Below are 24,726 nucleotides of genomic sequence, written 5' to 3'. Positions count from 1 at the left end.
GGTCCCCCGTCCGACGAAGGGGAGCGCCATGTTCATCCAGGTCATCCAGGGTCCGTGCACCCGCCAGGACGAGATGCGGGCTGCGATGGAGCAGTGGCGGACGGAGCGCGCGCCCGACGTCGTCGGCTGGCTCGGCGGCACGTACGGCTTCACCGACGACGGCATGTTCGTCGGGGTGGTGAGGTTCGAGTCGGAGGAGAAGGCCCGCAGCAACTCCGACAGCCGGGAGCAGAGCGCGTGGTGGGAGCGCACCCGAGAGCTCTTCGACGCCGAGCCTGAGTTCCACGACTGCACGGACGTGACCCTCGCGCTCGACGGCGGGTCGGACGAGGCCGGGTTCGTGCAGGTGATCCAGGGACGCGCCGTCGATGCCGACCGGCTGAAGGCGATGATGACCGACACCCAGCAGATGCACGAGGCCCGACCCGACATCATCGGCGCCACTCTCGCCATCGCCGACGACGGCACGTTCACCGAGACGGTCGCCTTCACGGACGAGGCGTCGGCACGGCGCGGCGAGCAGGAGGAGATGCCGGCAGCGATGCGGGAGCAGATGGAGTCGGCGATGGCCGACGTCCGCTACCTCGACCTGCACCAGCCCTGGTTCGCCTCGCGCTGGGGATGACCGGTCACCGCGACGGGTCGACCAGCACCTTCGCGTGAGCCGTACGGCCGGAGTCGAGCTCGTCCATCAGCGCGCCCAGGTCGTCGAGCCCCACCGTGCCGGTGTGGAGGACGTCGACGTCGACCGATCCGTCGGCGATCGCGCGCATCGCACCGAGGAAGTCCTCGTGGTTGTAGGCGAGCGAACCGATGACGGTCAGCTCGCGGACCTGCCAGTCGCCGTAGCTCACGGTCGAGTCCGTCATGGGGAAGCCCAGCAGGGAGAGCGTGCCGCCTCGGCGCACCATCTCGGCCGACGACTGGAGGAGCGCCGCGGCCCCGGTGCACTCGTACAGGACGTCGGCACCCAGTCCGCCGGTGATCTCGAGGAGGTGGGACTGCACGTCGTCGCCCGGCGCGAAGACCTCGGTGAACCCGAGCGCGGTCGCCGAGGCGCGGCGCTGCTCGTTCGGCTCGATCACGACGAGGCGGCCGGCGCCGGCGTGGCGCGCGTGCTGCGCTGCGAGCAGACCGATGGGGCCCGCCCCCTGGACGACGACCACGGCGCCGAACGGCTGCCGGGTGCGCTTGACGGCGTGGAAGGTCACCGCGGTGGGCTCGACGAGCGCCGCCTGGACGTCGGTGAGGCCGTCGACGACCGGCATCACCCGGCGTGCGTCGACGACCAGGCTCCTGGCGAAGGCGCCGTGCGTCGGGCTGTCGGGGGTCACCCCGTTGGCCTCGGCGAACACGGTGTCGCAGTGCTCAGGGTGTCCGGCGACGCACATCGCGCACGATCCGCAGGCTGCCCCGACGCTCGCGACGACCCGCTGGCCGGGCTCGACCGACGTCACGTCGTGGCCGACCCGGGCGATCGTGCCGGTCCACTCGTGGCCGAACACCGATGCGGGGATCGCTCCTCCGGACGTGTAGTTGTGCGTGTCCGTGGCACAGACACCGCAGTAGGTGATCTCCACCTCGACCCGTCCGGGCGGGATCTCGTCCGGCCGCGGCTCCTCGACGACGGAGACGGCGGAGGGACCGGTGACACGGGCGACGATGTTGTTCATGTCTCGACATTACGTCGCACGCCGCGCGACGTTGTCGACGATCGGGTTGCTCAGCACCCCGAGCCGTTCGACCTCGACCTCGACGACGTCACCCGGCTGCAGCAACCACGGCGGCGTGCGCGAGTAGCCGACGCCGGACGGCGTGCCCGTCGCCAGGAGGTCACCCGGGTTGAGCGTGAACGTGTGCGAGATCAGCGAAAGTGTGTCGCCGACGGTGTAGACCATCTCGTCCGTGCGCCCCTCCTGCACGACCTCGCCGTTGACACGGGTCTCGACGCGCAGCCCGTCGCGCAGGTCGCCGACCTCCGCCGCAGGGACGAGCGGGCCGAGCGGGCCCGACCGGTCGCCGTTCTTGCCGAGGATCCACTGCGAGGTGAGCTTCTGGGCGCGACGTGAGGTGAGGTCGTTGAACGTCGAGTAGCCGACCACCGCCGCCAGGGCCTCGTCGGGCGTGGCGTCGACGAGCCGCGACCCGACCCAGGCCACGACCTCGCCCTCCCAGTCCAGCCCTTCCTCGTTCGACGGCACCGGCACTGCGGCTCCTCCGACTGTGAGCGAGGCCGGCCAGCGCGCGAAGAGCGTCGGGTGGTCCGGGAGGGCCTCCCCGCTGAACGACCCCTCGGCGACGTGCTTGAGGTAGTTGAGCCCGATGCAGATCACGCGGGCACCCGGCAGGACCGGTGGGACCAGCTCGACATCGGCGAGGTCGAGCACGGGTGCGTCCGCCCCGGGACCGGACGCCATCAGCGCTGCCGGGTCGTCCCAGAACGCCTCGAGGCCGGCAAGGACCGTCACCGTACGCCCGTCCGCTCCGAGCAGCCCGACCTGCACGGCGCCTGCGCGCTCACGCACCCCCACCAGTCGTTCACCCATCGGTTCGCTCCTCCTCGTCAGGCAGCCCGGTCGAGCCGCTCATAAAAGGTATATACCAATTAGGTCTTTTCTGCTATACCTGTCTCATGACCCACGACAGGCTCGCCGTCCCGCGGAGCCGCGCGGAGCACCTCGCCGACGCGCTCGAGCGCCGGATCCGCGACGACGGCCTCCTTCCCGGCGACGCGCTCGGCACTCTCGACGACCTCCGGGCCGAGAGCGGCTTCTCGAAGCCGACCGTCAGCGAGGCCGTGAGGCTCCTCCGCGAGCGCGGCATCGTCCACATCAAGCCAGGACGCGGCGGCGGCATGTTCGTCGCCGACCACGGCCCGGTCGTACGCCTCCGCCGTACACTGCTGACCGTCAGTGAGGATCCGTCGGCCATCGTCGACGCCATCGAGCTGCGCGACCATCTCGAGCCGCTGATCGACACCGGCGCCGCGCGTTGCCGCAGCGACGAGGACGTCCGCGACCTGCGTCGCCTCCTCGAGCCGATGCGTACGGCAGAGGACTGGTCGGCCTTCATGCGCGCCAACTGGGCGCTGCACGAGCGGATCGCCGCGATCTGCCCCAACGCCATGGCACGTGCCGTCTACGTCGGGACGCTCGGGCAGCTCTCGTCGTCGTCCGCCCACCACGACGACGCGGCCGACGGCGGCGCCTACCGAGCAGGGCGCCTGCAGGTCCACGTCGAGCTGGTCGAGGCGATCGCCTCGGGCGACCTCGACCGCGTCCGCGCCGCTGTCGACGCCCACCACGACGCACCGCGATGACCGGCGGCCCCGACGACCCGCGAGGAGCACCGATGTCCGACCCGAGCGCCTTCCGAGCCTTCCTCTTCCCCCACGACCACCCGCGGCTCGCCGACATCCGCGGCATGGACCCCTACGGATATCGCGACGCCGCGCGTGAGGACGTCTTCACCGGTGACCTCATCAAGGGCTGGACACCGCTCTACGAGAACGACTTCGTGGGCGTCACCGAGGACGGCACCCTCCGCGCAGGCCTCTATCCGCTGACGCCGGCCGAACCGGGCGAGGAGGCACCGGTCGCGGCGATGGTCGAGGCCGCCGAGCGCCTGCTCGGCGTCGTCGAGGACGGTGCTCGCGACCGTCTCACGCACGCGGTCGACGCCGTCGAGTGGCAGACCTGGGCCAACCCGGAGTTCATGCAGTTCGACACCGGCCTGCGGCTCGACCAGTGCGACGATCCCGTGCGGGACGCGGCGCTCGCCCTCGTGGAGTCGTCCCTGAGCCCGCAGGGATACGCGCTCGCCCATCGGATGATGCTCATCAACGGCTTCCTCGGCGAGGTCGTCGGCCTCGAGTCGCTGCTCAACGCGTACAGCTACAACATCGCGCTCTACGGCACACCCGACCTCCGAGCGCCCTGGGGATGGCAGCTGTTCGGCCACCACGCCGCTCTCAACTGCCTCGTCGTCGACGGGCGGATGTCGCTCAGCCCGGTCTTCCTCGGCGCCGAGCCCGACCAGATCGACACAGGTCCGTACGCCGGCGGCGGTCGCCCCTTCGCCCACCGTGTCGATCTCGCCACGCGACTGATGGCGTCGTTGCCCGACGACCTGCGTGCCGAGGCGATCACGTACGACGAGATGGTCGACCCGGCGATGCCCGAGGGCCGCGTGCACCCCGGCGACGAACGCCACCTCGCCGGCGCCTTCCAGGACAACCGCGTCATCCCGGTCGAGGGGGTGGCTGTCGCACGGCTGCCCACGCACGCGCAGGCCTTGGTGCTCGCCCTCGTCGAGGACTTCGTCGCCCTGCTCCCGGAGGGTCCGCGTCGTGCCCGGATGCGCGAGATCGGCGCCCACCTCGACGAGACCACGTTCTCGTGGATCGGCGGCTGGAAGCCCGGGGACGTCTTCTACTTCCGGATCCAGTCCCCCGTCGTCATCGTGGAGCTCGACCACCACTGCGGAGTGTTCCTGGACTACGACGTGCCGCAGCCGTTCCACATCCACACCGTGATGCGCACCCCGCACGGCAACGACTACGCCCGCGCGTGGGTGCGCCAGTGGCAGGCACGCCAGGAGTGAGGCGCGCCCGCGGCGCGGTCAGAGTCCGGCGGGTGGCGGAGGCGGCGGACCGGCCATGACGAGGTCGAGGTCGCTGAGCGTCTGCAGACGCCCGATCATCACCGACGGGTCGATGAGCCCCTCGCTGTAGACGTGGTCGCCGGTCGCGTCACCCGTCAGGTCGAAGAACGGTTCGAACACGTCGGTCGTCAGCAGACCCAGCATGCGGGTGTTGTGCCCGGTGAACGCGAACGAGTGGATCGTGCCGGCCGGCGCGTGCAGGAAGTCGCCTGGCGTGAGCAGGACCTCCTCGCCGTTGACCCACAGCCAGATCCGCCCGGACAGACAGAAGAAGTTCTCGGTGTGCTGGCGGTGGAAGTGCCGCACGATGTACGGCTGCCGGGCGCCGAGCGTCGTCACCGCGAAGTACCGGCCGCCGGTGTTGCGCCCGCGCGCGGAGAACGCGTTCATCGCGTCGGGCCACTCCCGGCGGTCACCCCCGTGGGCGCGCAGGAAGTAGGGCTCGACCCCCTTCGGCAGGTCCTCGTCCTCGGCGTCGCGCGGGTCGGCGAGCGCGACGTCGTGCACCTGAGCGCCCCGGGCCCACGGGTCGCTCGACGGCCGCCCCTCTGCCGACGCCGCGTACACGTGACGGTCGACCGCCGCGTCCTCGTCGAGCAGCAGGTCGAGCGCTCCGCCAGGAGCCGACCACATCAGGAGCCGGGTCATGTGGCCGAGCAGCCGGTACGCGACCGGGACGCCCGGCGGGACGTGGATCGAGTCGCCGGTCGACAGGACACGGCTCTCTCCCGGCAGCCAGAACTGCGCCGAGCCCTCGAAGACGAAGTACGAACGCTGGTGCTCGGCGAGGCTGTGGAACGGCGCCGAAGCACCGCGCGGTCCGAGCAGGTACGCGGCGTCGAAGGCGCCGCCGGTGTCTCGGGCACGCGCGACCACTGTCCACAGCTGTCCGCCGAGCTCGTACCGTCGGCCCTCACCGCTGGACAGGTAGTACGGCACCGGCTCCCCGGGCAGGGCATCCATCACGGGTGCGAGCCGGTGGATCGACTCCAGGTCGTGCGTGCTCATGGTTCTCCTTCGAACAGGTGGCGGGTGAAGAAGTCGCCGACGTCGTCGAACCCGAAGGTCGACGGCTCGTCGCCGGCGGAAGCGCTCGTACGGTGCAGGGCCGGCGCGGGCTGCTCGGTCGCGAGCCGACCGTCGTCCATCACTGCGGGGACGTCCGCGCGTCCTGGCGGGTTGAGGAACCCGTGGCCGAAGCCGTCGACCAAGAAGAGGTCGGACTCGATGCCGGCCTCGACCAGCGCCGCGTGCAGCAGCTCGCTGTGCCGGGCGGGGACCAGGCGGTCCCCGGTGCCGTGGGAGATCTGGAACGCGGGTGCCTGCGACGTCACCCAGGTCAGCACGGTCGCGTCCCGGGCACGCTCGGGCTGCTCGTCCGGCGTGCCACCGATCAGCCGCGCCTCGGGCGAGTCCCGCGGGCCGGCCGCGCCGGGTGGACCGAGAGGCGCGCCGGCCGGCACGTGCCGCTGCTCGAGGTCGACCGGCGGGTACGAAGCGGCGACGGCCGTCACCGACGCGTCTCCCGTGCCGGGTTCGCCGTCGAGGTGTCGTTCGCGACCGGCGAGCCCGGCGATCGCTGCCAGGTGCGCTCCGGCCGACCCTCCCCAGAGGCCGATACGGTCCGGGCGCAGACCGAGGTCTCCCGCTGCTGCCCGCAGGAACCGGACCGCGTCGCGGACGTCGTGCAGCTGTGCGGGCCACAGGGCCTGGCCGGACAGGCGGTACTCGATCGACGCCATCGCGATCCCGCGCGAGGCGAAGTAGCGCCGCAGGTCCGGCGCCAACGCCCGGTCGCCCGCGAACCACCCGCCGCCGTGCAGCCAGACCACCACCGGCACCGCACCGTCCCGAGCCGGCCTGTACAGGTCGAGAAGGAGCGACCCCGTCGGCCGCTCCGCGTACCTCAGGTCGCGCTCGATCGTCGTCTCACCCACGGGCCACACCTCCGCGCCGCCTGTAGCGTTCGACGTGTACGACGGCGGTCCACGTCCGCCGTCCCACCGTAGGAGAAGGCGAGAGAGGTCGTTGTCCACCGACCGTGCGGGCGGCAAGCCGGTCCAGGGCGAACCGGTCGTCGACAGGGCGTTCGCCCTGCTCCACGCGTTCAGCGACGCCGAGCCCGTCCTCTCCGCGGCCGACCTCAGCCGTGCCAGCGGTGTGCCGCTCAGCACGACGTACCGGCTCGTCGCGCGGCTCGTCGCCTGGGGCGCACTGGAGCGTCGGCCCGACGGCCGCTACACGGTGGGGCTCGGCCTCCTCGAGATCGCCTCGTTGGCGCCGCGCGGCCACGGGTTGCGCGAGATCGCGATGCCGTACCTCGGTGACCTCGCCGACGCGACGCGGCAGCACGTGCTCCTCGCGGTGCGCGAGGACGACGAGGCGGTGCTCGTCGAGCGGTTGTCGTTCCGCGACGCCGAGCCGATCCACTACCGGGTCGGCGGTCGGATGCCGCTGCACTCCACCGGCGTCGGTCTGGTGCTGCTCGCGCACGCCGACGTCGAGACGCAGGAACGTCTGCTTCACCGCCGCCTCACCCGCCAGCCCGAGGGCGAGCCGGTCGACGTGACCGCTCTGCGGTCGACCTTGGCCGAGGTGCGCCGTGACGGCGTCGCGGAGCTCCACCGTGGGTCTCCCAGGCCCGTGCTCGCCGTCGCGGGTCCCGTGTGGGACGGACGCGACCGCTGCACCGCGGCCCTGTCGGTCGTGGTGTCGGACGGGTCGGTGTCGGCACGTCACCTCGTGCCTGCGGTACGGGCCGCGTGTCGCGCGATCTCACGTGCGCTGGGCGCTCCCCGCGCGGAGGGCCGCCCCGACACCACGACGACCGATCCCGTCGACAGCACCTGACGATGCCCCACGGCCGCTGGCCCGCTCCAGCGCGACCGCGAGCGCGGCACCGCCGTCGCCGCGCCACGCGACGTGCTGGTCGGGACGGACGAGCACGCTGGGCGCCTCCCAGCCGGCCGTGAACGACCCACCGGTGGCGGTCACCGTGCGGACCGTCAACGGGATGCCGAGGCGGTCGGCGACCGCGGCCGCCGCAGAGGTGTCGACGGCAGGCCCGTCCCCGTCGACCAGCACCGTGAATCCGCGCCCCAGCGCGTCGTACAGCGACACGTCGTCATCGAGCCACGCGTGCGGGAGAAGCGCACCGGGCGCGGCCGTCGGCTCGTAGCGCACCGGATCCGGTGCCGGACACGAGGAGCCCGAGGGCGTCACGAGCGGAGAGCTCTCGTAGCTGTAGCCGAGGACCAGTCCGAGCGAGAGGAACTCCGAGGTCTTCGCCGCGACCAGCGAGCGGGCGGTCTCCGCCCGCACGGCGTCGCCCTCCGGACCGTCCTGGTCGAGCAGGTCCTCGATGTAGTCGTCGGCGAGCACGGTGCCGTTGGCCGCCGCGTCGTCGATCGTCCGTCGGGCGACCGGTCGGCGCTCTGCCTCGTACGAGTCGAGCAGGCTACGGCCGCCCCACCCGTGCAGGTCGGCCGCGAGCTTCCACGCGAGGTTCGCCGCGTCCCCGATGCAGGTGTTGAACCCGTGCCCACCCCACGGCGGGTTGGCATGGGCGGCGTCTCCCACCAGGAAGCAGCGGTCGGAGCGGTAGCGCGGCGCCAGCAGCATCCGTGCCGTCCACGGGTCCTCCGCCTCCACGTGGATGTCGACGTCGGCGCCGATCAGCTCCCGGAGGATCTCCTCGCGTGCGACGTCGGCGAACTCCGGACGTCCTGGGTCGTACCCCTGCACGATCGCCCACCACGTCCCGTCCAGGTCCATCGGGCCGACCATGCCCGCGTAGCGGCGCCCGACGACCCAGTACTGCACCGCCGGGTCGTGGCGTACGACGGCGCCGAGGGCCTCCGAACGAAACAGCAGGCCGAGGTTCGACTTCCCCGCCGAGCTTCCCTCGAGGCGGATCCCGAGCGACTTGCGCACGCGTGAGGACACACCGTCCGCGCCGACGAGGTAGCGACCACGGACCTGCCGCACGCTTTCACCGGACGCCACGACCGCGACGACCTGATCCGGGTCGGAGAGGTCGACGTCGACGAGCTCCGCGCCCAGGACGAGGTGCGCGTCCGCCCGACTCGCGACGTGGTCGCGGAGGACCTGTTCGACGACCGGCTGCGCGACCTGCTGGCCGCTCTCGGGCTGCAGCGCGTAGCGGTCGGCGACGAGCTGGAACGCCTCGTGGAACCGCGTGAGCTCGTGCCCGACCAGCGACGTGCAGAAGGCGACGCTGTCGGCGTACTCGACAGGGATCGGCGCAGCCGCTCGGAGGCGGTCGGCGAGACCGAGGCGCCGCAGGTGCGTCATCGTGCGCGCGTTCGTCGTCTTGGCTCGCGGGTGCAGCCAGTCGAGCTCGGCGCGAGGCTCGACGACCACGCTGCTCACGCCGTACGCCTCGAGGTCCGCGGCGAGGAAGAGCCCGCTGGGTCCGCCGCCCGCGATGACCACGTCGACGTCGGAGGGGACGTCCTCCAGACCGTGGCGCACGGTCATCGCGCCACCTCCTCGGCGACCTCGTTCGTGGTGCTCGGGGTGTACGCGTCTGCGCGCGCCGCGCGGGGCACGAGCGCCATCACCACGGCGCCGAGCACCGCCGTCACGGCGAAGGCCGTCGCGGTAGCGGCCAGCGGGTCCTTGCCCGAGACCACCCAGGCACCGAAGGTCGGACCCACGATCGCTCCGAGGCGACCGACACCGAGAGCCCATCCGAGACCGCTGGCGCGCATGCTCGCGGGGTAGAAGCGCGCGATGAAGTCGTTGAGGATGTTCTGCGTGCCGAACCCGCCGAACCCGGCGAGGAGCACCAGGACGACGAGCGCGCCGGTCGCCGGCTCGGTCGCCACCGCGAGCAGCGCGACCGCGGCGCAGACGTAGCCGACGATGACCAGCGGCTTGGGCCCGAAGCGATCGGCGAGCGACGCCGCGATGAGCGTGCCGATCACGGCGCCGAGGCAGTAGACGAGCAGGAAGGTGATCGACGACCCGAGGCCGTACCCGGACTTCGCCATCACCTGGGGCAGCCACGTCGTGATGCCGAAGACGGTGAGGAGGCTGAAGAACGTGGTGCCCCAGATCAGCAGCGTCGGCACCAGCAGCCGCCCGCGCAGAAGGGCCGCCACCGGACTTCCGACCGTCGAGGCGGGACCGGTCGCGGCCACGGCAGGCTGCGCCGGGACCGGCAGTCCGTAGGTGGTGCGGACGAGCGTGGCAGAGGCCGCGTCGCCGCGTGCCGCGAGGAAGCTCGGCGACTCCGGGAGATAGCGCACCAGCAGCGGCACGACCAGGAGGATCACGCCGGCAGCAGCGTAGACCGGGCGGAAGCCGTGCTCCTCCACCACGCGGGAGGCGAGGAAGGCGGCGGCGACCATGCCGAGCGGCGGACCGGTCAGCACGAACCCGAGGGTGCGGGAGCGCGTCTCGGGGCTGGCGAACTCGCTCGCCAGCGCCACCGCCGTGGGGAGGAGGCCTCCGACGCCGAAGCAGGTCAGCACGCGGAACGCCACGAACATCTCGACCGTGGGGGCGAGCGCGGTGAGCAGCATGCCGACGGAGAACACCGTCACGCTGGCGATGAAGATCCGGCGGCGCCCGACGCGGTCGGTCAGGGTCCCGGCGGTCAACGATCCGGCGAGCATGCCGGCCAGGGCCAGGCTCCCGATGTGGCCGGCCCGCGCGACCGTGAGATGGAACGGCTCGCCGCCGATCAGGGCCGGCAGGGTGGCGCCGTACGACATCAGGTCGTACCCGTCTGCGATCAGGCAGATCCAGCAGAGCAGATAGACCGGCAGCCGCGAACGGCCGGCTCGAGCAGCGACTGACATGAGAACCCTCCCGACGTGGTGGCCTGTGGTCCTCGCCACAGGCACCCCGCCAGAGTGAGGGTGGTCACACCGCAACCCAAGAGGTGTTCTCAGTGAATGAGAATCACTCGTACGTGTAGAAGCCGCGGCCGGTCTTGCGTCCCAGCAGGCCGGCGTCGACCATGCGGGCGAGCAGCGGCGGCGACGCGTACAGCGGCTCCTTGAACTCCTCGTACAGCGACTCGGCCACGGCCTTCGTGGTGTCGAGCCCGATGAGGTCGGCGAGCGCGAGCGGCCCCTGCGGGTGCGCGGCCCCACGGACAAGGCCCTCGTCGATGTCCTCGGCGGTCGCGAAGCCCGACTCGAGCATCCGGATCGCCGAGAGCACGAACGGGATCAGCAGCGCGTTGACGACGAAGCCCGCGCGGTCCTGGCTGAGGATCGCGTGCTTGCCGAGCGCCCCCTCGACGAACGTGCGCGCCTCGAGGGTCGTCTTCTCGCTGGTCAGCAGGCTCGGCACGAGCTCGACGAGCGAGAGCACCGGGACGGGGTTGAAGAAGTGGATGCCGAGCACCTTGTCGGGACGCTTGGTCACGACCGCGAGCTTCATGATCGGGATCGACGAGGTGTTGGAGGCGAGGATGGCGTCAGGCGACTCGACCAGCTCGTCCAGCTGCTTGAACAGCGCGACCTTGGTGGCCTCGTCCTCGACGATCGCCTCGATCACGAGATCACGGTCGCGGAGCGCCTCGAGGTCGTCGACGACCGCGATGCGCTCGAGGACGGCGGCGGCGCTCTCGATCCGGCCGCGCGACTCCGCGCGCTCGAGGGACTTCGTGATCCGTGCCAGCCCGGCCTCGACCCGCTCGGGCGACGACTCGACCGCGATCACCTGAGCGCCTGCGCGCGCACACACCTCCGCGATGCCTGCTCCCATGAGGCCCGCACCGACGACACCGATCTTCTCCATGACACTCCTCGTGCTGCTGGGCGCGCCCTTCGCGGGCCCATGGCCGACGGTACGTACTACTCGCGGGTACGCCAAACCGCGTTCCCTTTGGTGGAACGTCGTTTCACGCCGGGCTGGAGCGGGCACTCAGCGGTGCAGTGTGGGCCGGTAGGTGAGCTCTTGGGTGTGCCCGTCGAGCGTGAGACTCTCGAGCAGCTCGAGGTCGAAGTCGGCGGCGCCCGCGAAGATCGGGGCCTCGCCGGTCTGACCGCTGATCACGGGGAAGACCGTCACCTGGACGCGGTCGACCAGACCCGCTGCCATCAGCGACCTGTTCATCGACAGGCTGCCGTGCGAGCGCAGCGGCACGTCGGACTCCTCCTTGAGCCGCGCGACGACGTCGACGGCGTCGCCGCTGGCGAGCGTCGCGTTGGACCAGTCGAGCGGCTCTTCCAGCGTGGTCGACACCACGGTCGTCGGAAGCTGCTTCATTCGGCTGTTGATGGGGTCGCCCGGGTCTGGCTCGTCGGAGCTCGGGCCCAGGTACTCCAAGAACTCCCGATAGGTGGCGGCTCCCAGGACCATCCGCTGCTCGGCCTCGTACTGGGCGAGGCGCCGGTCGAGAAACTCCGGGCCCTGCTTGCCCCAGAAGCCGCCCCAGTCACCGTCGGCGCCGTAGGAGCCGAACCCGTCAAGGGTGCAGAAGACGTCGAATGTGTAGACAGCAGTCATGGCGCTCCTCGAGTCTGTGGTCGGTCCTGCCCTGTACCGACTGCAGAGCTCGGCGGGACTCATCGCCGAGTCCGGGCGAGCGGCCCGAGAGCAGTCCACGCCGTCGGGCGCTGCGCGGCGGCGAGCTCGCTCGGGGTCTCACCGGCGTAGCGGGCGACGTCACGAGCGAGATGACTCTGGTCGGCGTAGCCGCGCCGCGCCGCGATCTCGGCAAGCGGGAACCGACCGAGATCGGCCGCCGCTCGCTCGAAGCGTACGATTCCGGCCGCCCGCTTGGGGGTGAGGCCGATCTCCTCGGCGAATACGGTCGTGACGTAGCGATGGCTCCAGCCCGTGCGGTCGACAAGATCGCGGATCCGCACACGCCCGCCGCTCTGCGCGATCTGGCTCCACATCCAGCCGACCCACGCCGGGGCACCGACCTCCCGCTCCAGCTGCTGGAGCAGCACGCGCTCGACGAGGTCGAACCGCTCTGTCCACGTCGTCGCGCCACGAAGCCGCTCGGTGAGGTAGCCGTCCGTGCGCGGTCCGACGTCGCGGACGGCAAGCACCCTGCCGGCCACCTGGCTGCCCGGCACACCCAGGATCCGGCGAGCACCGATCGGGGTCAGGTAGACCTGCACACAGTCCTGGCCATCCTCGAACTGCGTCGTCGCAGGGCTCGACGAGAGCCCGGCGAGGAAGGACTCGTACGAGGCAGCGCCGGCGGCGTCTGCCACAGGTCCGATCGTCAGCGGGTTGCCGAAGGAGAACACGAGAGGCAGGAGTGTGCCCGCCGGCTGACGGCGGCGTACGACACCCGGAGCACGCTCGGACAAGCCCACCACGCCGGCGACCAGGCCGTCCAGAGCCGGGGAGACACGGTGGCGTACGAGGTCGATCCTGTGTCCGCCCTCCATGTGCGGAGTATCGCCGGTCAATTTCCTTCAAGCCACACGTGACCAGGAACGTGCAGCATCCAAGACATGCGAAAACTGGTCGTCATCGAGTTCCTGACCGTCGACGGTGTCATGCAGGGTCTGGGGTCCCCGGACGAGGACACCGACGGCGGCTTCGTCCACGGGGGATGGGGAGCGCCCTACGCCGATGCCATCCACGAGGCCGTCGCCGCCGGCGGCCCGAGCCAGACCACCGCCTACCTCTTCGGACGGCGAACCTACGAGAAGATGGCGGCGTTCTGGCCGTTCCAGCCTGAGGACAACCCCATGGCGCGCCAGCTGAACCGGACACCGAAGTACGTCGCGACGCGCACCCTGACCCACCTCGAATGGGACGGCGCCGAGGTCCTCGACGGAGAGCTCGAGCAGGCTGTCGTCGCGCTCAAGTCCAGCGGCGACGGTGACATCGCCGTACTCGGCAGCGGCGCGCTCGTGCACGAGCTGATGCTCCTCGACCTCGTCGACCAGGTCCGCCTGTTCGTGCATCCCCTGCTCCTCGGCACCGGCAAGCGACTGTTCCGGGACCTTCCGGCGCCCCGGCCCCTCAGAGTCACCGCGTCGGGAACGACCAGCCGCGGCACCTTGGTGCTCGGGTACGACGTCCTGCAGGCGCAGTAGCCGCCACCGGAAACCCATTGACGTCTCTCGATGTACGCTCGTGGCTGGCTCTCGTGACGGAGGTCGGATGACGGGGCAGGCGGTCGACGACAGGGCGCTGCAGGGTGGCGCGCTCCGACGAGTCACGGCCGTCCTCTGCGTGACGGAGATCGTGAGCTGGGGAGTCCTCTACTACGCCTTCCCGGTCGTCCTGTCGGAGCTGGTCGCTGACACCGGGTGGCCGAGGAGCGCCGTCGTCGCCGCCTTCTCCGTGAGCCAGGTGGTGGCCGGTCTGGTCGGCGTCGCCGTCGGTCGCAGCATCGATCGCCGCGGTCCACGGTGGGTCATGACGGCGGGCTCTGGGCTCGGCGTGGTCGCGGTCGTCGGGGTCGCGTCAGCCCCGAGCCTGCCGTGGTTCGTCGCCGCGTGGCTCGTCGTCGGCGTTGCGTGCTCCGCGACGCTCTACGCTCCGGCCTTCGCGGCGCTGACGCACTGGGGCGGCGCGGCACGAGTGAAAGCCCTGACGGCGGTGACGCTGGTGGCCGGCCTGGCGAGCACGGTCTTCGCTCCTCTGACGGCGGTCCTGCTGGGTTCCCAGGGATGGCGCTGGACGTACGGGGTGCTCGCGGCCGTCCTCCTGGTCACCGTTCCGCTGCACTGGTGGGGCCTGCGGCAGCCGTGGCCGGAGGTCGGGCAACCGGCGCGCGCTGCCACCGACCCCGACGGTCCGCCCGTGTGGAGGTCGGGCGCGTTCATCGCGCTGACGGCGGCGATCTGTCTGGCGGCTGCCGCCATCTACGCGGGGGTGGTGAACCTCGTCCCGATGCTGATCGAGCGCGGTCTCAGCACAGAGTCGGCCGCGATCGTGCTGGGCATCGGAGGCGTGGGTCAGGTCTGCGGACGGTTGGGCTACCGCCGCCTCGAGGAGGCGACCGGCGTGCGAACCAGGACGATCCTCGTACTCGCGTCCGTGGCCGCGACGACCCTCCTCCTCGCGGTCGTCCCAGGGCCGTACGCGCTGCTGGCGGTCGTCTCCTTCCTCGCCGGAACCGCACGAGGAGTGTGCACCCTGATCCAGGCGACGGCGGTGACCGACCGGTGGGGTGTGCACCGGTACGGGGCCCTCAACGGGGTGCTCTCAGCGCCGCTGATGTTCGCCGTGGCCATCTCACCGTGGCTCGGGGCGCTCCTTGCCGAGGCGCTGGGTGGATATCCCGCAGCATTCCTCGTCCTCGCCGGGGTGGCGGCCGCTGCGACGCTGCTCGCGCCGCTGACGATGCCGCGCCGCCCGCTCCTGGCCTGATCAGCTCGGCGCGGCCGTCTCGTCGAGGGCGGCACCGAGGTCGGACAGCGCGCCCGGCACGAGCGAGTAGTACGACCAGCGGCCCCGCTTCTCGCGCCTGAGCAGGCCGGCGTCGACCAGGATCTTGAGGTGGTGGCTGACGGTCGGCTGGCTCAGCCCGACCGGCTCGGTCAGGTCGCACACGCACGCCTCTGCGCCGGCGTGCGCTGCCACGATCGAGAGCAGCTGCACCCGAGCGGGGTCGGCCAGTGCTTTGAACCTCAGCGCGAGGTCGCGAGCGGTGTCGAGGTCGACTGCCGACCGGGCGAGGGGTGCGCAGCAGGCACCGGCCGTCGGAGTGATCGCGAGAGAGATCGTGGCGCTCATGGCTCCATCTTGCCACGCATCGAAGAACGTGGATATATTCGTGCCGTACCCATGCATTGAAGTTCTTCGATCAACCAGGAGCAGTGATGAGCGACATCGCACGAGAGAGTCTTCCGACCCTCGTCATCGGGGCGGGGCCCGTCGGGCTCGCTGCGGCGGCCCACCTGCTCGAGCGAGGGCTCGAGCCGGTCGTCGTCGAGGCGGGCGAACAGGTCGGCTCGGCGATGGCGTCCTGGGGCCACATCCGACTCTTCTCGCCCTGGCGGTACGACATCGACCCTGCCGCGCAGCGGCTGCTCGAGGCGACGGGCTGGACCGCACCGGACCTCGACGGCCTGCCCACCGGCGGCGAGCTGGTCGACGACTATCTCGCCCCGCTGGCCGCGACTCCTGAGCTCGCGGGACGGATCCGCACGAGCACGCGCGTTCTCGGCGTCTCCCGCCTCACCCCTGACAAGACCCGCACCCTCGGCCGCGAGCGCCACGGTTACCGCGTCCGCACCCTCAAGGCAGACGGCACGGTCGAAGACCTGCTCGCGCGTGCGGTCATCGACGCCTCGGGCACCTACGAGGAATCCAATCCGCTCGGCGTCGGAGGGCTCCAGGCACTCGGAGAGACCGACGCGACGGACTTCGTCACCGGGCCGCTCCCCGACGCGCTGGGCAAGGAACGCGCCCGCTTCGCCGGGCGCCACACGCTCGTGGTCGGCATGGGGCACTCCGCAGCCAACACTCTCCTCAGCCTCGTGACGCTCGCCGAGGACGAGCCTGGCACCGAGATCACCTGGGCGATCCGCAGCGGCTCGCCGCGACGCCTGTACGGTGGCGGCACCGACGACGAGCTCCCCGCACGCGGGCTGCTCGGGACCCGCCTCAAAGAGGCCGTCGACTCGGGTCGCGTCCAGCTGCTCACCTTCGTCGAGATCGACCAGCTCCGGTCCGACGAGCGGGGCGTGCGGATCCTCGGCCGTTCCCGCGACGCAGCACTCGACCTGCCCGTCGACGCGATCGTGAACGCCACCGGCTTCCGTCCCGACCTCGACATGCTCCGCGAGGTCCGGCTCGCCCTGGACCCGGCGCTCGAGTGCCCGGCAGGCATCGCCGAGATGATCGACCCGAACTTCCACTCGTGCGGCACGGTGCCGCCGCACGGCGAGAAGCTGCTGAGTCACCCCGACGACGGCTTCTACATCGTCGGCATGAAGTCGTACGGCCGCGCACCCACGTTCCTGATGGCGACGGGCTACGAGCAGGTCCGCTCGATCGCGGCCGCGCTGGCGGGCGACCGAGCAGCCGCTGACGCAGTCGAGCTCAACCTGCCGGAGACCGGAGTCTGCTCGTCCGACCTGGCCCTCGACGCGGACGGCAACGAGGTCGCGGTCGCCTGCTGCGGCACCGCACCGTCCGAGCCCGAGCTGCTCACCCTCAAGGTCGGCACTCCCGTCGGGGTCGGCTTCGCCACCGGTGTCGAGCACGGCCGGTCCGGCGACACCGGCGGCTGCTGCGGCTGACCGTCGCGCGATCCCGTCGGCCCGCTCAGGGGTGAGCGGGTCCGACGGGATCGACACCGAGCTCGTCGAGCAGGAGGCGTACGCGGTTGCGGATCCCGTCGCGGATCGGGCGGACGGCGTCGATCCCCTGACCCGCCGGGTCGTCGAGCTTCCAGTCCTCGTAGCGCTTGCCCGGGAAGTAGGGACACGTGTCACCGCATCCCATGGTGATCACGACGTCGGACTCCTCGACCGCCTGATCGGTGAGGACCTTCGGCACTTCGCTGCGGAGGTCGATGCCGACCTCCGCCATCGCCTGGACGGCGATCGGGTTGATCTGCTCGGCCGGCATCGATCCGGCGGACCGGACCTCCACCGCGTCGCCGGCCAAGTCGGCAAGGAAGCCCGCGGCCATCTGCGAGCGGCCGGCGTTGTGCACGCAGACGAACAGCACCTGTGGGCGTGACTCAGGCATCGGGCAGCTCCTTCGAGGCGGGCAAGGTCAGGTCGGGAACGAGGTCGGACAGAAGAGCGCGGACGCGGTGATCGATCTCTCCACTGATCGCGGCCAGCCCGTCCGGTGAGGCGAGCGCGGGATCCCCGACCAGCCACTCCTCGTAGCGGACGCCGGGGATGACAGGACAGACGTCGCCGCACCCCATCGTCACGACGACGTCGGCGGCGCGGACGGCATCGTCGGTCAGCGGCTTCGGGAAGGCGGCTCCCGCCCCGGGGGCGAGCGCGTCGAGCATCTCCGTCACGCCCGGGTGGACCTCGGCCCCGGGCGTGGAACCCGCCGACCGTACGACGACCCGATCGCCCGCATACGCGCGGACGAGAGCGGCGGCGAGCTGTGATCGACCGGCGTTGGCGACGCACACGAACAAGACCTGCGGGCGCGCGGTCTCGCGATCCCGCTGCACGTCGTCGAGGCGTTGGCGAGAGAACCGCTCGGTCAGCGCCACCAGGTGCGGCGTCACCGACGCGGCACGAGCGAGTGCCGTGTACGACTCGCGAACCGTCGACAGCACCAGGGACGCATCGACCGTCGGGTACGAGTCAGCGAGCTCGCCGGCGCGCCTCGCCAGGACGGCATCGACGTCCTCGAGCTCACGGTGCGCAGGCAGGTGGAGGCGCTGGATCGCGGCGGGCGCGAACGAGTCGAGGAGCGTGGTGACGGCAGGCTTGAAGGGGTCGGCCACCCGGTACCAGACCCACGTGCCGCGACGCTCCGACACGAGGACACCGACGTCCTTCAACACCTTCAGGTGGTGCGAAACGGTCGGTTGAGAGACCGCGGCGAGGTCGGCCAGATCGCACACGCACGACTCCCCTGTCGGACTGGACGCGATCGCCGACAGCATCCGCAGACGCAACGGCTCCGCGAGCGCCTTCAGCGTGGTGGCCAGGGTGACGGCGACCTCGCTGCCGATCGCGTGCGACGTGGTCATCGCGTGACCGCCTCGGCGACGGGCGACGCGGTGGTCGCGTAGGGGTCGACGTGGAACCAGCGACGTCCCAGCCACAGCGAGACGTACACGAGGCCGACCAGGACCGGCACCTCGATCAGCGGACCGACGACGCCCGCGAGCGCCTGCCCCGAAGCGGCTCCGAAGGTGCCGATCGCGACCGCGATCGCGAGCTCGAAGTTGTTGCCGGCCGCCGTGAACGCCAGGGTGGTCGACCGCGCGTAGCCCATGCCGTACGCCTTCCCGGCCACCATCCCCGCCCCCCACATCACCGCGAAGTAGACGAGCAGCGGAAGCGCGATCCGGACCACGTCCCACGGGTTCGACGTCACCGCCTCGCCCTGCAGCGCGAAGAGCAGCACGATCGTGAACAGCAACCCGTACAACGCCCACGGGCCGACCCGCGGCAGGAACCGCTCCTCGTACCAGTCGCGCCCCTTGCGACGCTCGGCGATCCAGCGTGAGGCGAAGCCGGCGACGAGCGGCACCCCGAGGAACACCAGGACGTTGAGCGCGATCTGACCGACCGAGACGTCGAGGCCCTGCGTGTCGAGACCGAGCCACTCGGGCAGCACGGTCAGGTAGAACCAGCCGAGGAGGGAGAACGCCACCACCTGGAAGACGGAGTTGACGGCGACCAGAACGGCGGCTGCTTCGCGGTCGCCGCACGCGAGGTCGTTCCAGATCACCACCATCGCGATGCAGCGTGCCAGTCCGACGATGATCAGCCCGGTCCGGTACTCGGGAAGGTCGGCGAGGAAGATCCAGGCGAGCGCGAACATCAGCGCCGGCCCGACGAGCCAGTTCAGGACCAGCGAGCTCGCGAGAAGCCGCTTGTCACCGGTCACCACCGCGACCTTGTCGTAGCGCACCTTCGCCAGAACCGGATACATCATTACCAAGAGCCCGAGGGCGATCGGCACCGAGATGCCGCCGACCTCGAGCGCCGACAGCACGTCGGAGAGACCGGGCACACCTCGCCCGAGGATCAACCCGACGACCATCGCCAGGCCGATCCACAGCGGGAGCCAGCGATCCAGCATGGAGAGCCGGCGAGTCGCCGACGGGGCCGGCGGCGTCTGTATCGACATTCATCTATGTTGACACACTTCAATACAGGTGGGCAGGCCGGATCTCAGCCGAGGTCCATCCCGTCGAGCGAGGACGACGGTTTCTGATCGGGCAGGCGAAGCATGCGGAAGGAGTTGCCGAGTCCGACGAGGGCGGCCAGCAACGGCACCAGCAGGGCGATCTGCAGCGCGAGGTTGCGGGCATCGTTGTTGATGGCCACGACCTCCGCCTCCACCGCTGGGGGCTGGCCGGTGATCTGTTCGGCGAGCGCGGTGTCGCTCATGACCTCGGCATCGTGCTCCAGGGCGGAGGCGATCTGCTGCTGCTCTGGTTCCGGTATGACCTCGCTGCTCGCGGTCATCTGGGTGAAGCTGACCGACAGTGCGGCGAGCATGAGTCCCCCGGCCATGGCGAGGCCGAACGACAGCCCGAAGGAGCCGGCCGCCGAGTTGACGCCGGCCGCCTCGCTGACACGCTCCTCCTCCACCGGCGCGAGGGTGTAGTTGTTCAGCTGCGACACCAGCAGTCCGAGTCCGCAGCCGACGATGGCGAGAGGGATCACCAGGTACCAGCCGCTGTCCACCCGCGGGACGAACGGGATGATGACTCCGATGCCGACGCTGGCAAGGAGGAAACCGGAGCGGATGATCGCGGCCGGGCGCCGTTTCCCGGCCTGTCTGCCGGCCACCATGGCCGCCACGAACATGGTCAACGACAGAGGAGCCAGCGACAGCCCGGCCTCCAGGGCGTCGTACTCGAGCGTCATCTGGAAGAAGAGCGGTAGCGCGATCATCGCCCCGCCCAGCGTGATCTGCTGCAGCATCTGGCCCGAGACGCCCGCGGTGAAGTTCGGGTGCCGGAAGAGATCCGGATCCAGCAGCGGGACGCGTTGCTCACGCTTGCGCCGGCGGAGCCACCGGGCCAGCAGCACCAGCGCAACGGCGCCGATACCCATGAGCAGGCCGACGAACTCGCCGCCCTCCTGCCACACCAGGATCCCGAGCACCACACCGCCCATGCCGAGCACGGACAGGACGGCGCCGACCACGTCGACCTGTCGCGAGCCGGTGTACGGGACGTCGCGGACGAGTCCGATCTGGGCCAGGACGACGCCGATGATGACCACCTCAAGCGCGAACCCGACGCGCCAGGACAGGTAGGTGGTGACGAAGCCACCCAGCAGCGGACCCACTGCGGCGGCGATGGCGGCCGCCGCGCCGACCAGCGCGTACGCCTGCTTCTGGGCAGCGCCCGAGAAGTTGCCGTGGATCAGCGACTGCATCGCCGGCAGCAGCAGGGATGCCCCGAGCCCGCCGATGATCGCCCAGAAGATGACGATCGCCGTGAGGCTCTGCGCGAGCGTCATGGCGAGAGCACCGGCGGCGTACGCCAGCAGACCGAGGACATAGGCCCGCTTGCGACCGATGAGGTCGCCGACCTTGCTGTTGATCAGGATGAACGCTGCCGACACCAGCGCCTCGAGCGCGATGGCCGACTGGACGCCGCTGGCCGTCGTGTCGAGGTCCGTGATGACCGCGGAGATCGACACGTTCATGAGCGAGGTGTCGACCACCAGGACGAACATCGCCGCGGCAAGCAGCAGCATCAGCCGGCGACTCCCGGAGCCGTCGCCCTCCGAACCTTCCGCTGGACCGGTGCTCATGCCGCCCTCTCGGCTCACGGTGCACACGGCGACGCCGAACAGGCGCCGACACCCAGCCGTCAGCTGAGCTCAGACTCTAGCGAAGCTGCACGTTGCGTGCGGCTTGGTCGATGATGTCGGCGAGCTCGGCCGGCCGCGACCACATCGGCCAGTGCCCGGTGGGCAGGTCGACGTACGTGAGTCCGGTGTGGTCCAGCAGCCCAGCGAGGAAGCCCGCACCCTGCTCGGCGTAGGAGCGGTAGTCCGCGGACGGGAACGCGGTGCACACCACGGTACCGGGCACGGCGACCCGAGCCGGGTTCGACAGGTGCACCTGGCCGCTGACGGTGCGGCCCGGCTGCGGCACGGCGCGGCGCCGGAACGCCTCCAGCTGCTCGTCGTCGAGGTCGCGCATGCTGCCCTCAGCCATCTCTCCCTCCCACGCCGCCTCCAGCGGGTACTCGGGGCGCGCCATCTCCGGATCCATGGCGAAGCCGTCCCGCACCGGGGCCGTGTCGACGAACACCACGTGGTCGACGAGGTCGGGGTGTCGGTCGATCACCATGGTGCCCGGCAGCGCGGCGCCGCTGTGGACGACGAGCACCCGCCGCTCGGCCGTACGGTCGAGCGTGGCGGCGATGCTGTCCGCGTGGTCGTCCAGGGTGACCTCACCGCGGTCGGAATCACTCGACTCGAGCCCGGGCAGGGTCAGAGGGGCGACGGCGTACCCGCGGTCGACCAGCAGGGGCGCAACGTCATCCCACGCCCAGGCGCCGAGCCAGAAGCCAGGTACGAGAACGATCTGAGTGGCCATGCGCACCATCATGCCCCGCTACGGAGATGCTCGACGAGGCGCCGCGCGAGCTCGACCGATGCCTCGATCTCGACTCGACGGATCGAGACGCTCTCCACATTGATGCCGAAGGGGACTCCCAGGCGCCTGCAGTACGAAGCGAGCTCTACCGCTGCGGAGTACGCCTGCTCCAGCGAGGTTCCGAGCGTGTCGCCCGCGTGACGCAGGTCGTTCTCGATCCACCTCGGAACGTCGACGCCCAGCCAGCGGAGGAACTCGAGAGTCTTCATGGACCCGCAGACCGAGAACGTGAACACGATAGGGACTGGGTCGATGCCTGACGCTGCGCACTGGTACGTGTAGTCGGAGACCAGGTTCTTGGCTGCGTTGACGCCGTACACGACCTGGGTGACGAAGAACCGGCAGCCGGCTTCCTGCTTGGCGATCAGGCGAAGATGCTCGTCGCTGCGTCGGCTGTGGCGTTCGGGGATGGCCACTCCACCGAGCAGGAGATCAGGGTTCACGCCACGTCGCAGATCTTGTGCTTGCGAGAGGGAGATCGTAGGCGCAGCACCGGCGCTCGGCGCGCCGACCAGGACGGTCATGACACGCGCGGCGTCCTGCGAGGACAGCCAGAGCCCGAGGTCGTCAGGTCCGTACTTACCGACCGCTCGGTAGACGACGACCGGCGTCTGCCACGCGGCCAGGTACTCGGCCAGGTACTCGGCTGGGTCGAGGGTGGGAGTGAACGGAAACGGCCGCTCGGACGGGTTGCGTGAGCTCTCGTCGTCGATGTCGTACAGGATCAGCCCGTCGAGCCCCAGTGGACGGAGGCGCTCCATGGTGGTCTCGGCGATCTCTGCGACGCGTTCCGGGGCCGTCTTCAGCCTCGGAGGCGTGAGCGCGAACAGGACGAACCCGCCCTGGCGCTCACGAAGGCGACCGACCACATCCACGCACGAGACCGTAGCGCGTCATCCCGCACCAATGCATTGGAGTATCCGAACAGAGCGCTGCGCGCCCCTTGGTCGCTCAATCGAGCCCGGCGTCGTGCGCGAGGAGCGCCAGCTCCGTGCGGTTCACGGCGTCCAGCTTCGCGAGCAGGCTCGACACGTGGGCCTTCGTGGTCGCCACACTCATGAACAGCTCGGCCGCGACCTCCGCGTTGGACCGACCCCGGGCGATCGCGACCAGCACCTCCCGCTCGCGGCGAGTGAGGGACGAGAGCGTCTCTCGTGCACGGACCCGCACTTCTGCCGCCGACACCGTCTGATCGACGAGGCGGCGCGTGATGCGCGGAGAGAGGATCGGGTCTCCAGCCATCACGCGGTGGACGGCCTCGACGATGCGGGCTGGCGGCGTGTCCTTGAGCAGGAACCCGCTCGCGCCCGCACGCAGCGCGGCGACGACGTTCTCGTCCGCGTCGAACGTCGTCAGCACGACGACCTCAGGCGGCCGGGGGCGAGCGCGGACCCGCCTGGTCGCCGCGACGCCGTCCATCCGCGGCATGCGCAGGTCCATGAGCACGACGTCGGGGGCGTGCGCGTCAACGGCAGCCATCACCTCGTCGCCGTCGGCGCCCTCTCCCACGACGCGGATCCCGGAGGCGCCGTCGAGCATCATCACGAGACCGCCCCGGACGAGCGGGTCGTCGTCGACGACGAGGACGCGAACGTCGCGAGGCGCACTGTCGCCGGTCGCGACGTCGGCGACGTCGGCGTGGTCGTGGTGTCCGTTCAGCTCGGCCATGGCAGATGGGCACGCAGCCCGAACTCCCTCCTCGTACGTTCCACGTCGATCGTCCCACCGGCGAGCTCGACCCTCTCTCGCACCCCGATCAGTCCGGTACCCGTCCCGTCGGCGTTGGCCGTGGCACCATCGCCTATCGCGTTGCGGACGGTGATGGCGAGCGCCTCGCCTTCCTCTCCCGACACCGTGACGTGCACCGGCTCTCCAGCAGCGTGCCGACGCGAGTTCGTCAGCGCCTCCTGGACCACCCGGTAGACGACACGCCCCGTCCCCTCGGGAACGGCTGCGGGATCGATCGAGACGTCGAGAGTCACCGACGTACCGGACTCCCGGCTCTCCTCCACGAGAGTCGCGACGTCAGCGAGGCCCGGCTGCGGCGCGGCAAGGGCATCGTCGAGTGCCTCCTCGTCGCGCAGCAACGTGATCACCTCGCGCAGGTCGCCGAGCGCGAGGCGAACCTCCGCCCGAACAACGCCCGCGGCCTCCGCGAGGCGCTCCGGCGGCGAGTCGGGGCGGTACTCCAGGGCGCCGGCGTACGTCGCGAGGAGCGACAACCTGTGCGCGAGCACGTCGTGCATCTCGCGTGCGATACGTGTCCGCTCCGCCATCCTCGCCTCGGCCACGTGCCGATCGCGCTCGCGCTCGGCGCGCCGGACCCGCTCGCGCCACGAGTCCAGCAGTGCCCGTCTCGCTCTCGCGTACGCTCCCCAACCGACCAGCATCGAGTACACGACCAGCACGAGCAGGACGTACCACGCGTACGGCAGCCCGTCGACCGGCCGCCACCAACCGAGGACGAGATGGCCCGCGACACCCGCAACAGCGACCACGAGCGCCGACCGGAACGGCCGGTACGCCGCCACCGTCAGTGCGGCCATCGTCGCCGTCGGTGTGGCGACCGGTGAGAGCGCGGCGAGGACGCCGAGAGTGACGCCACAGGGAACGGGGTGACGGAACAGCACCGGCACGAGCGCGAGGCTGGCGACCGCGACCGCGATGTCGAGCGCGAGCATCCGCACGGAGTCCGAGCCGGCGACCGCCGCCAGCTGGAGCACCACGAGAGCCCCGATGGCGACGAGGATCACCGCCATGACCTTGCGCGGCATCGGCCTCGATGTCTGTGTTCCGCACAGGTCATCGGCAGTGGGAGTCATCCCC

25 protein-coding genes are annotated in these 24,726 nt (G+C 70.7%); 7 read left to right on the top strand and 18 right to left on the bottom strand.

From position 1 onward, the window contains the following. Window positions 1-28 precede the first annotated feature (28 nt). Window positions 29-625, top strand: coding sequence for a hypothetical protein (locus tag AB3M34_RS01960; RefSeq protein ID WP_370617400.1), 597 nt, complete (start codon window positions 29-31; stop codon window positions 623-625). 4 nt (window positions 626-629) lie between these two features. On the opposite strand, the gene AB3M34_RS01955 is transcribed toward AB3M34_RS01960, so the two are convergent. Together AB3M34_RS01955 and AB3M34_RS01950 are read right to left on the bottom strand one after the other, a co-directional pair. Then, window positions 630-1,673 carry a zinc-dependent alcohol dehydrogenase gene (locus AB3M34_RS01955; protein WP_370617399.1) on the bottom strand — a complete coding sequence of 348 codons (1,044 nt, stop codon included), beginning with the start codon at window positions 1,671-1,673 and terminating at the stop codon, window positions 630-632. Window positions 1,674-1,682: 9 nt separating this feature from the next. Beyond that, window positions 1,683-2,546, bottom strand: coding sequence for a fumarylacetoacetate hydrolase family protein (locus AB3M34_RS01950; protein WP_370617398.1), 864 nt, complete (start codon window positions 2,544-2,546; stop codon window positions 1,683-1,685). Window positions 2,547-2,632: 86 nt separating this feature from the next. On the opposite strand from AB3M34_RS01950, the gene AB3M34_RS01945 reads away from it, so the two are divergent. Beyond that, window positions 2,633-3,319, top strand: a complete 687-nt coding sequence (locus AB3M34_RS01945) for a FadR/GntR family transcriptional regulator (RefSeq protein WP_370617397.1) — start codon at window positions 2,633-2,635, stop codon at window positions 3,317-3,319. Window positions 3,320-3,351: 32 nt separating this feature from the next. Next, on the top strand, window positions 3,352-4,602 hold the full coding sequence (locus tag AB3M34_RS01940) for a DUF3500 domain-containing protein (protein ID WP_370617396.1): 1,251 nt from the start codon (window positions 3,352-3,354) through the stop codon (window positions 4,600-4,602). A gap of 18 nt (window positions 4,603-4,620) precedes the next feature. On the opposite strand, the gene AB3M34_RS01935 is transcribed toward AB3M34_RS01940, so the two are convergent. Both AB3M34_RS01935 and AB3M34_RS01930 read right to left on the bottom strand, forming a co-directional pair. After that, window positions 4,621-5,670 carry a quercetin 2,3-dioxygenase gene (locus AB3M34_RS01935; protein WP_370617395.1) on the bottom strand — a complete coding sequence of 350 codons (1,050 nt, stop codon included), beginning with the start codon at window positions 5,668-5,670 and terminating at the stop codon, window positions 4,621-4,623. After that, window positions 5,667-6,599 (bottom strand): alpha/beta hydrolase fold domain-containing protein, encoded by a 933-nt coding sequence (locus AB3M34_RS01930; RefSeq protein ID WP_370617394.1) that lies wholly within the window; start codon window positions 6,597-6,599, stop codon window positions 5,667-5,669. The genes AB3M34_RS01935 and AB3M34_RS01930 overlap by 4 nt, the downstream gene beginning before the upstream one ends. A gap of 91 nt (window positions 6,600-6,690) precedes the next feature. On the opposite strand from AB3M34_RS01930, the gene AB3M34_RS01925 reads away from it, so the two are divergent. Next, a complete protein-coding gene (locus tag AB3M34_RS01925; RefSeq protein ID WP_370617393.1) occupies window positions 6,691-7,512 on the top strand; it encodes an IclR family transcriptional regulator in 822 nt (273 codons plus the stop codon). Here the strand turns inward: AB3M34_RS01925 and AB3M34_RS01920 are convergent. The 5 genes from AB3M34_RS01920 to AB3M34_RS01900 form a co-directional block, all read right to left on the bottom strand. Further along, a complete protein-coding gene (locus AB3M34_RS01920) occupies window positions 7,438-9,162 on the bottom strand; it encodes an FAD-dependent monooxygenase (protein WP_370617392.1) in 1,725 nt (574 codons plus the stop codon). The genes AB3M34_RS01925 and AB3M34_RS01920 overlap by 75 nt on opposite strands. Then, a complete protein-coding gene (locus AB3M34_RS01915) occupies window positions 9,159-10,490 on the bottom strand; it encodes an MFS transporter (RefSeq protein ID WP_370617391.1) in 1,332 nt (443 codons plus the stop codon). The genes AB3M34_RS01920 and AB3M34_RS01915 overlap by 4 nt, the downstream gene beginning before the upstream one ends. Window positions 10,491-10,593: 103 nt before the next feature. Beyond that, entirely contained in the window at window positions 10,594-11,439 is an 846-nt protein-coding gene (locus AB3M34_RS01910; protein WP_370617390.1) for a 3-hydroxybutyryl-CoA dehydrogenase, read from the bottom strand. 126 nt (window positions 11,440-11,565) lie between these two features. Further along, window positions 11,566-12,150, bottom strand: coding sequence for a dihydrofolate reductase family protein (locus tag AB3M34_RS01905; RefSeq protein ID WP_370617389.1), 585 nt, complete (start codon window positions 12,148-12,150; stop codon window positions 11,566-11,568). Window positions 12,151-12,209: 59 nt separating this feature from the next. Further along, a complete protein-coding gene (locus AB3M34_RS01900) occupies window positions 12,210-13,049 on the bottom strand; it encodes a helix-turn-helix domain-containing protein (protein ID WP_370617388.1) in 840 nt (279 codons plus the stop codon). A 66-nt stretch (window positions 13,050-13,115) separates the two neighbouring features. Here AB3M34_RS01900 and AB3M34_RS01895 point away from each other — a divergent pair, with 66 nt between their 5' ends. Together AB3M34_RS01895 and AB3M34_RS01890 are read left to right on the top strand one after the other, a co-directional pair. Next, window positions 13,116-13,706 carry a dihydrofolate reductase family protein gene (locus tag AB3M34_RS01895; RefSeq protein ID WP_370617387.1) on the top strand — a complete coding sequence of 197 codons (591 nt, stop codon included), beginning with the start codon at window positions 13,116-13,118 and terminating at the stop codon, window positions 13,704-13,706. A 67-nt stretch (window positions 13,707-13,773) separates the two neighbouring features. Beyond that, window positions 13,774-14,988 (top strand): MFS transporter, encoded by a 1,215-nt coding sequence (locus tag AB3M34_RS01890; protein ID WP_370617386.1) that lies wholly within the window; start codon window positions 13,774-13,776, stop codon window positions 14,986-14,988. On the opposite strand, the gene AB3M34_RS01885 is transcribed toward AB3M34_RS01890, so the two are convergent. Continuing rightward, window positions 14,989-15,354 (bottom strand): metalloregulator ArsR/SmtB family transcription factor, encoded by a 366-nt coding sequence (locus tag AB3M34_RS01885; RefSeq protein WP_370617385.1) that lies wholly within the window; start codon window positions 15,352-15,354, stop codon window positions 14,989-14,991. It abuts the gene before it with no gap. Window positions 15,355-15,440: 86 nt separating this feature from the next. Between AB3M34_RS01885 and AB3M34_RS01880 the strand changes: the two genes are divergently transcribed. Next, window positions 15,441-16,865, top strand: a complete 1,425-nt coding sequence (locus AB3M34_RS01880; RefSeq protein WP_370617384.1) for an FAD-dependent oxidoreductase — start codon at window positions 15,441-15,443, stop codon at window positions 16,863-16,865. Window positions 16,866-16,890: 25 nt separating this feature from the next. Here the strand turns inward: AB3M34_RS01880 and AB3M34_RS01875 are convergent, their stop codons facing one another. The 8 genes from AB3M34_RS01875 to AB3M34_RS01840 all read right to left on the bottom strand — a co-directional run bounded on the left by AB3M34_RS01875 (window position 16,891) and on the right by AB3M34_RS01840 (window position 24,674). Further along, window positions 16,891-17,319, bottom strand: coding sequence for an arsenate reductase ArsC (locus AB3M34_RS01875; RefSeq protein WP_370617383.1), 429 nt, complete (start codon window positions 17,317-17,319; stop codon window positions 16,891-16,893). Continuing rightward, a complete protein-coding gene (locus AB3M34_RS01870; protein ID WP_370617382.1) occupies window positions 17,312-18,295 on the bottom strand; it encodes a metalloregulator ArsR/SmtB family transcription factor in 984 nt (327 codons plus the stop codon). Before AB3M34_RS01870 ends, AB3M34_RS01875 begins: the two co-directional genes overlap by 8 nt. After that, window positions 18,292-19,404 (bottom strand): ACR3 family arsenite efflux transporter, encoded by a 1,113-nt coding sequence (gene arsB, locus AB3M34_RS01865; protein ID WP_370617381.1) that lies wholly within the window; start codon window positions 19,402-19,404, stop codon window positions 18,292-18,294. Before arsB ends, AB3M34_RS01870 begins: the two co-directional genes overlap by 4 nt. Before the next feature lie 44 nt (window positions 19,405-19,448). Next, window positions 19,449-21,047: an MFS transporter gene (locus AB3M34_RS01860; protein ID WP_370617380.1), complete on the bottom strand. Its 1,599-nt coding sequence runs from the start codon at window positions 21,045-21,047 to the stop codon at window positions 19,449-19,451. 76 nt (window positions 21,048-21,123) lie between these two features. Beyond that, entirely contained in the window at window positions 21,124-21,840 is a 717-nt protein-coding gene (locus AB3M34_RS01855) for an alpha/beta fold hydrolase (protein WP_370617379.1), read from the bottom strand. Between the two features lie 8 nt (window positions 21,841-21,848). Continuing rightward, entirely contained in the window at window positions 21,849-22,775 is a 927-nt protein-coding gene (locus AB3M34_RS01850; RefSeq protein ID WP_370617378.1) for a methylenetetrahydrofolate reductase, read from the bottom strand. Window positions 22,776-22,851: 76 nt separating this feature from the next. Next, window positions 22,852-23,568, bottom strand: coding sequence for a response regulator (locus tag AB3M34_RS01845; RefSeq protein WP_370617377.1), 717 nt, complete (start codon window positions 23,566-23,568; stop codon window positions 22,852-22,854). Continuing rightward, window positions 23,556-24,674 carry a sensor histidine kinase gene (locus AB3M34_RS01840; RefSeq protein ID WP_370617376.1) on the bottom strand — a complete coding sequence of 373 codons (1,119 nt, stop codon included), beginning with the start codon at window positions 24,672-24,674 and terminating at the stop codon, window positions 23,556-23,558. Before AB3M34_RS01840 ends, AB3M34_RS01845 begins: the two co-directional genes overlap by 13 nt. Window positions 24,675-24,726 lie beyond the last annotated feature (52 nt).

This window comes from Mumia sp. Pv4-285 (assembly GCF_041320275.1).
Classification (GTDB): Bacteria; Actinomycetota; Actinomycetes; order Propionibacteriales; family Nocardioidaceae; genus Mumia; species Mumia qirimensis.
The sequence above is the reverse complement of the archived record's forward strand: the minus strand, read 5'-3'. Positions and strand labels throughout refer to the sequence as shown.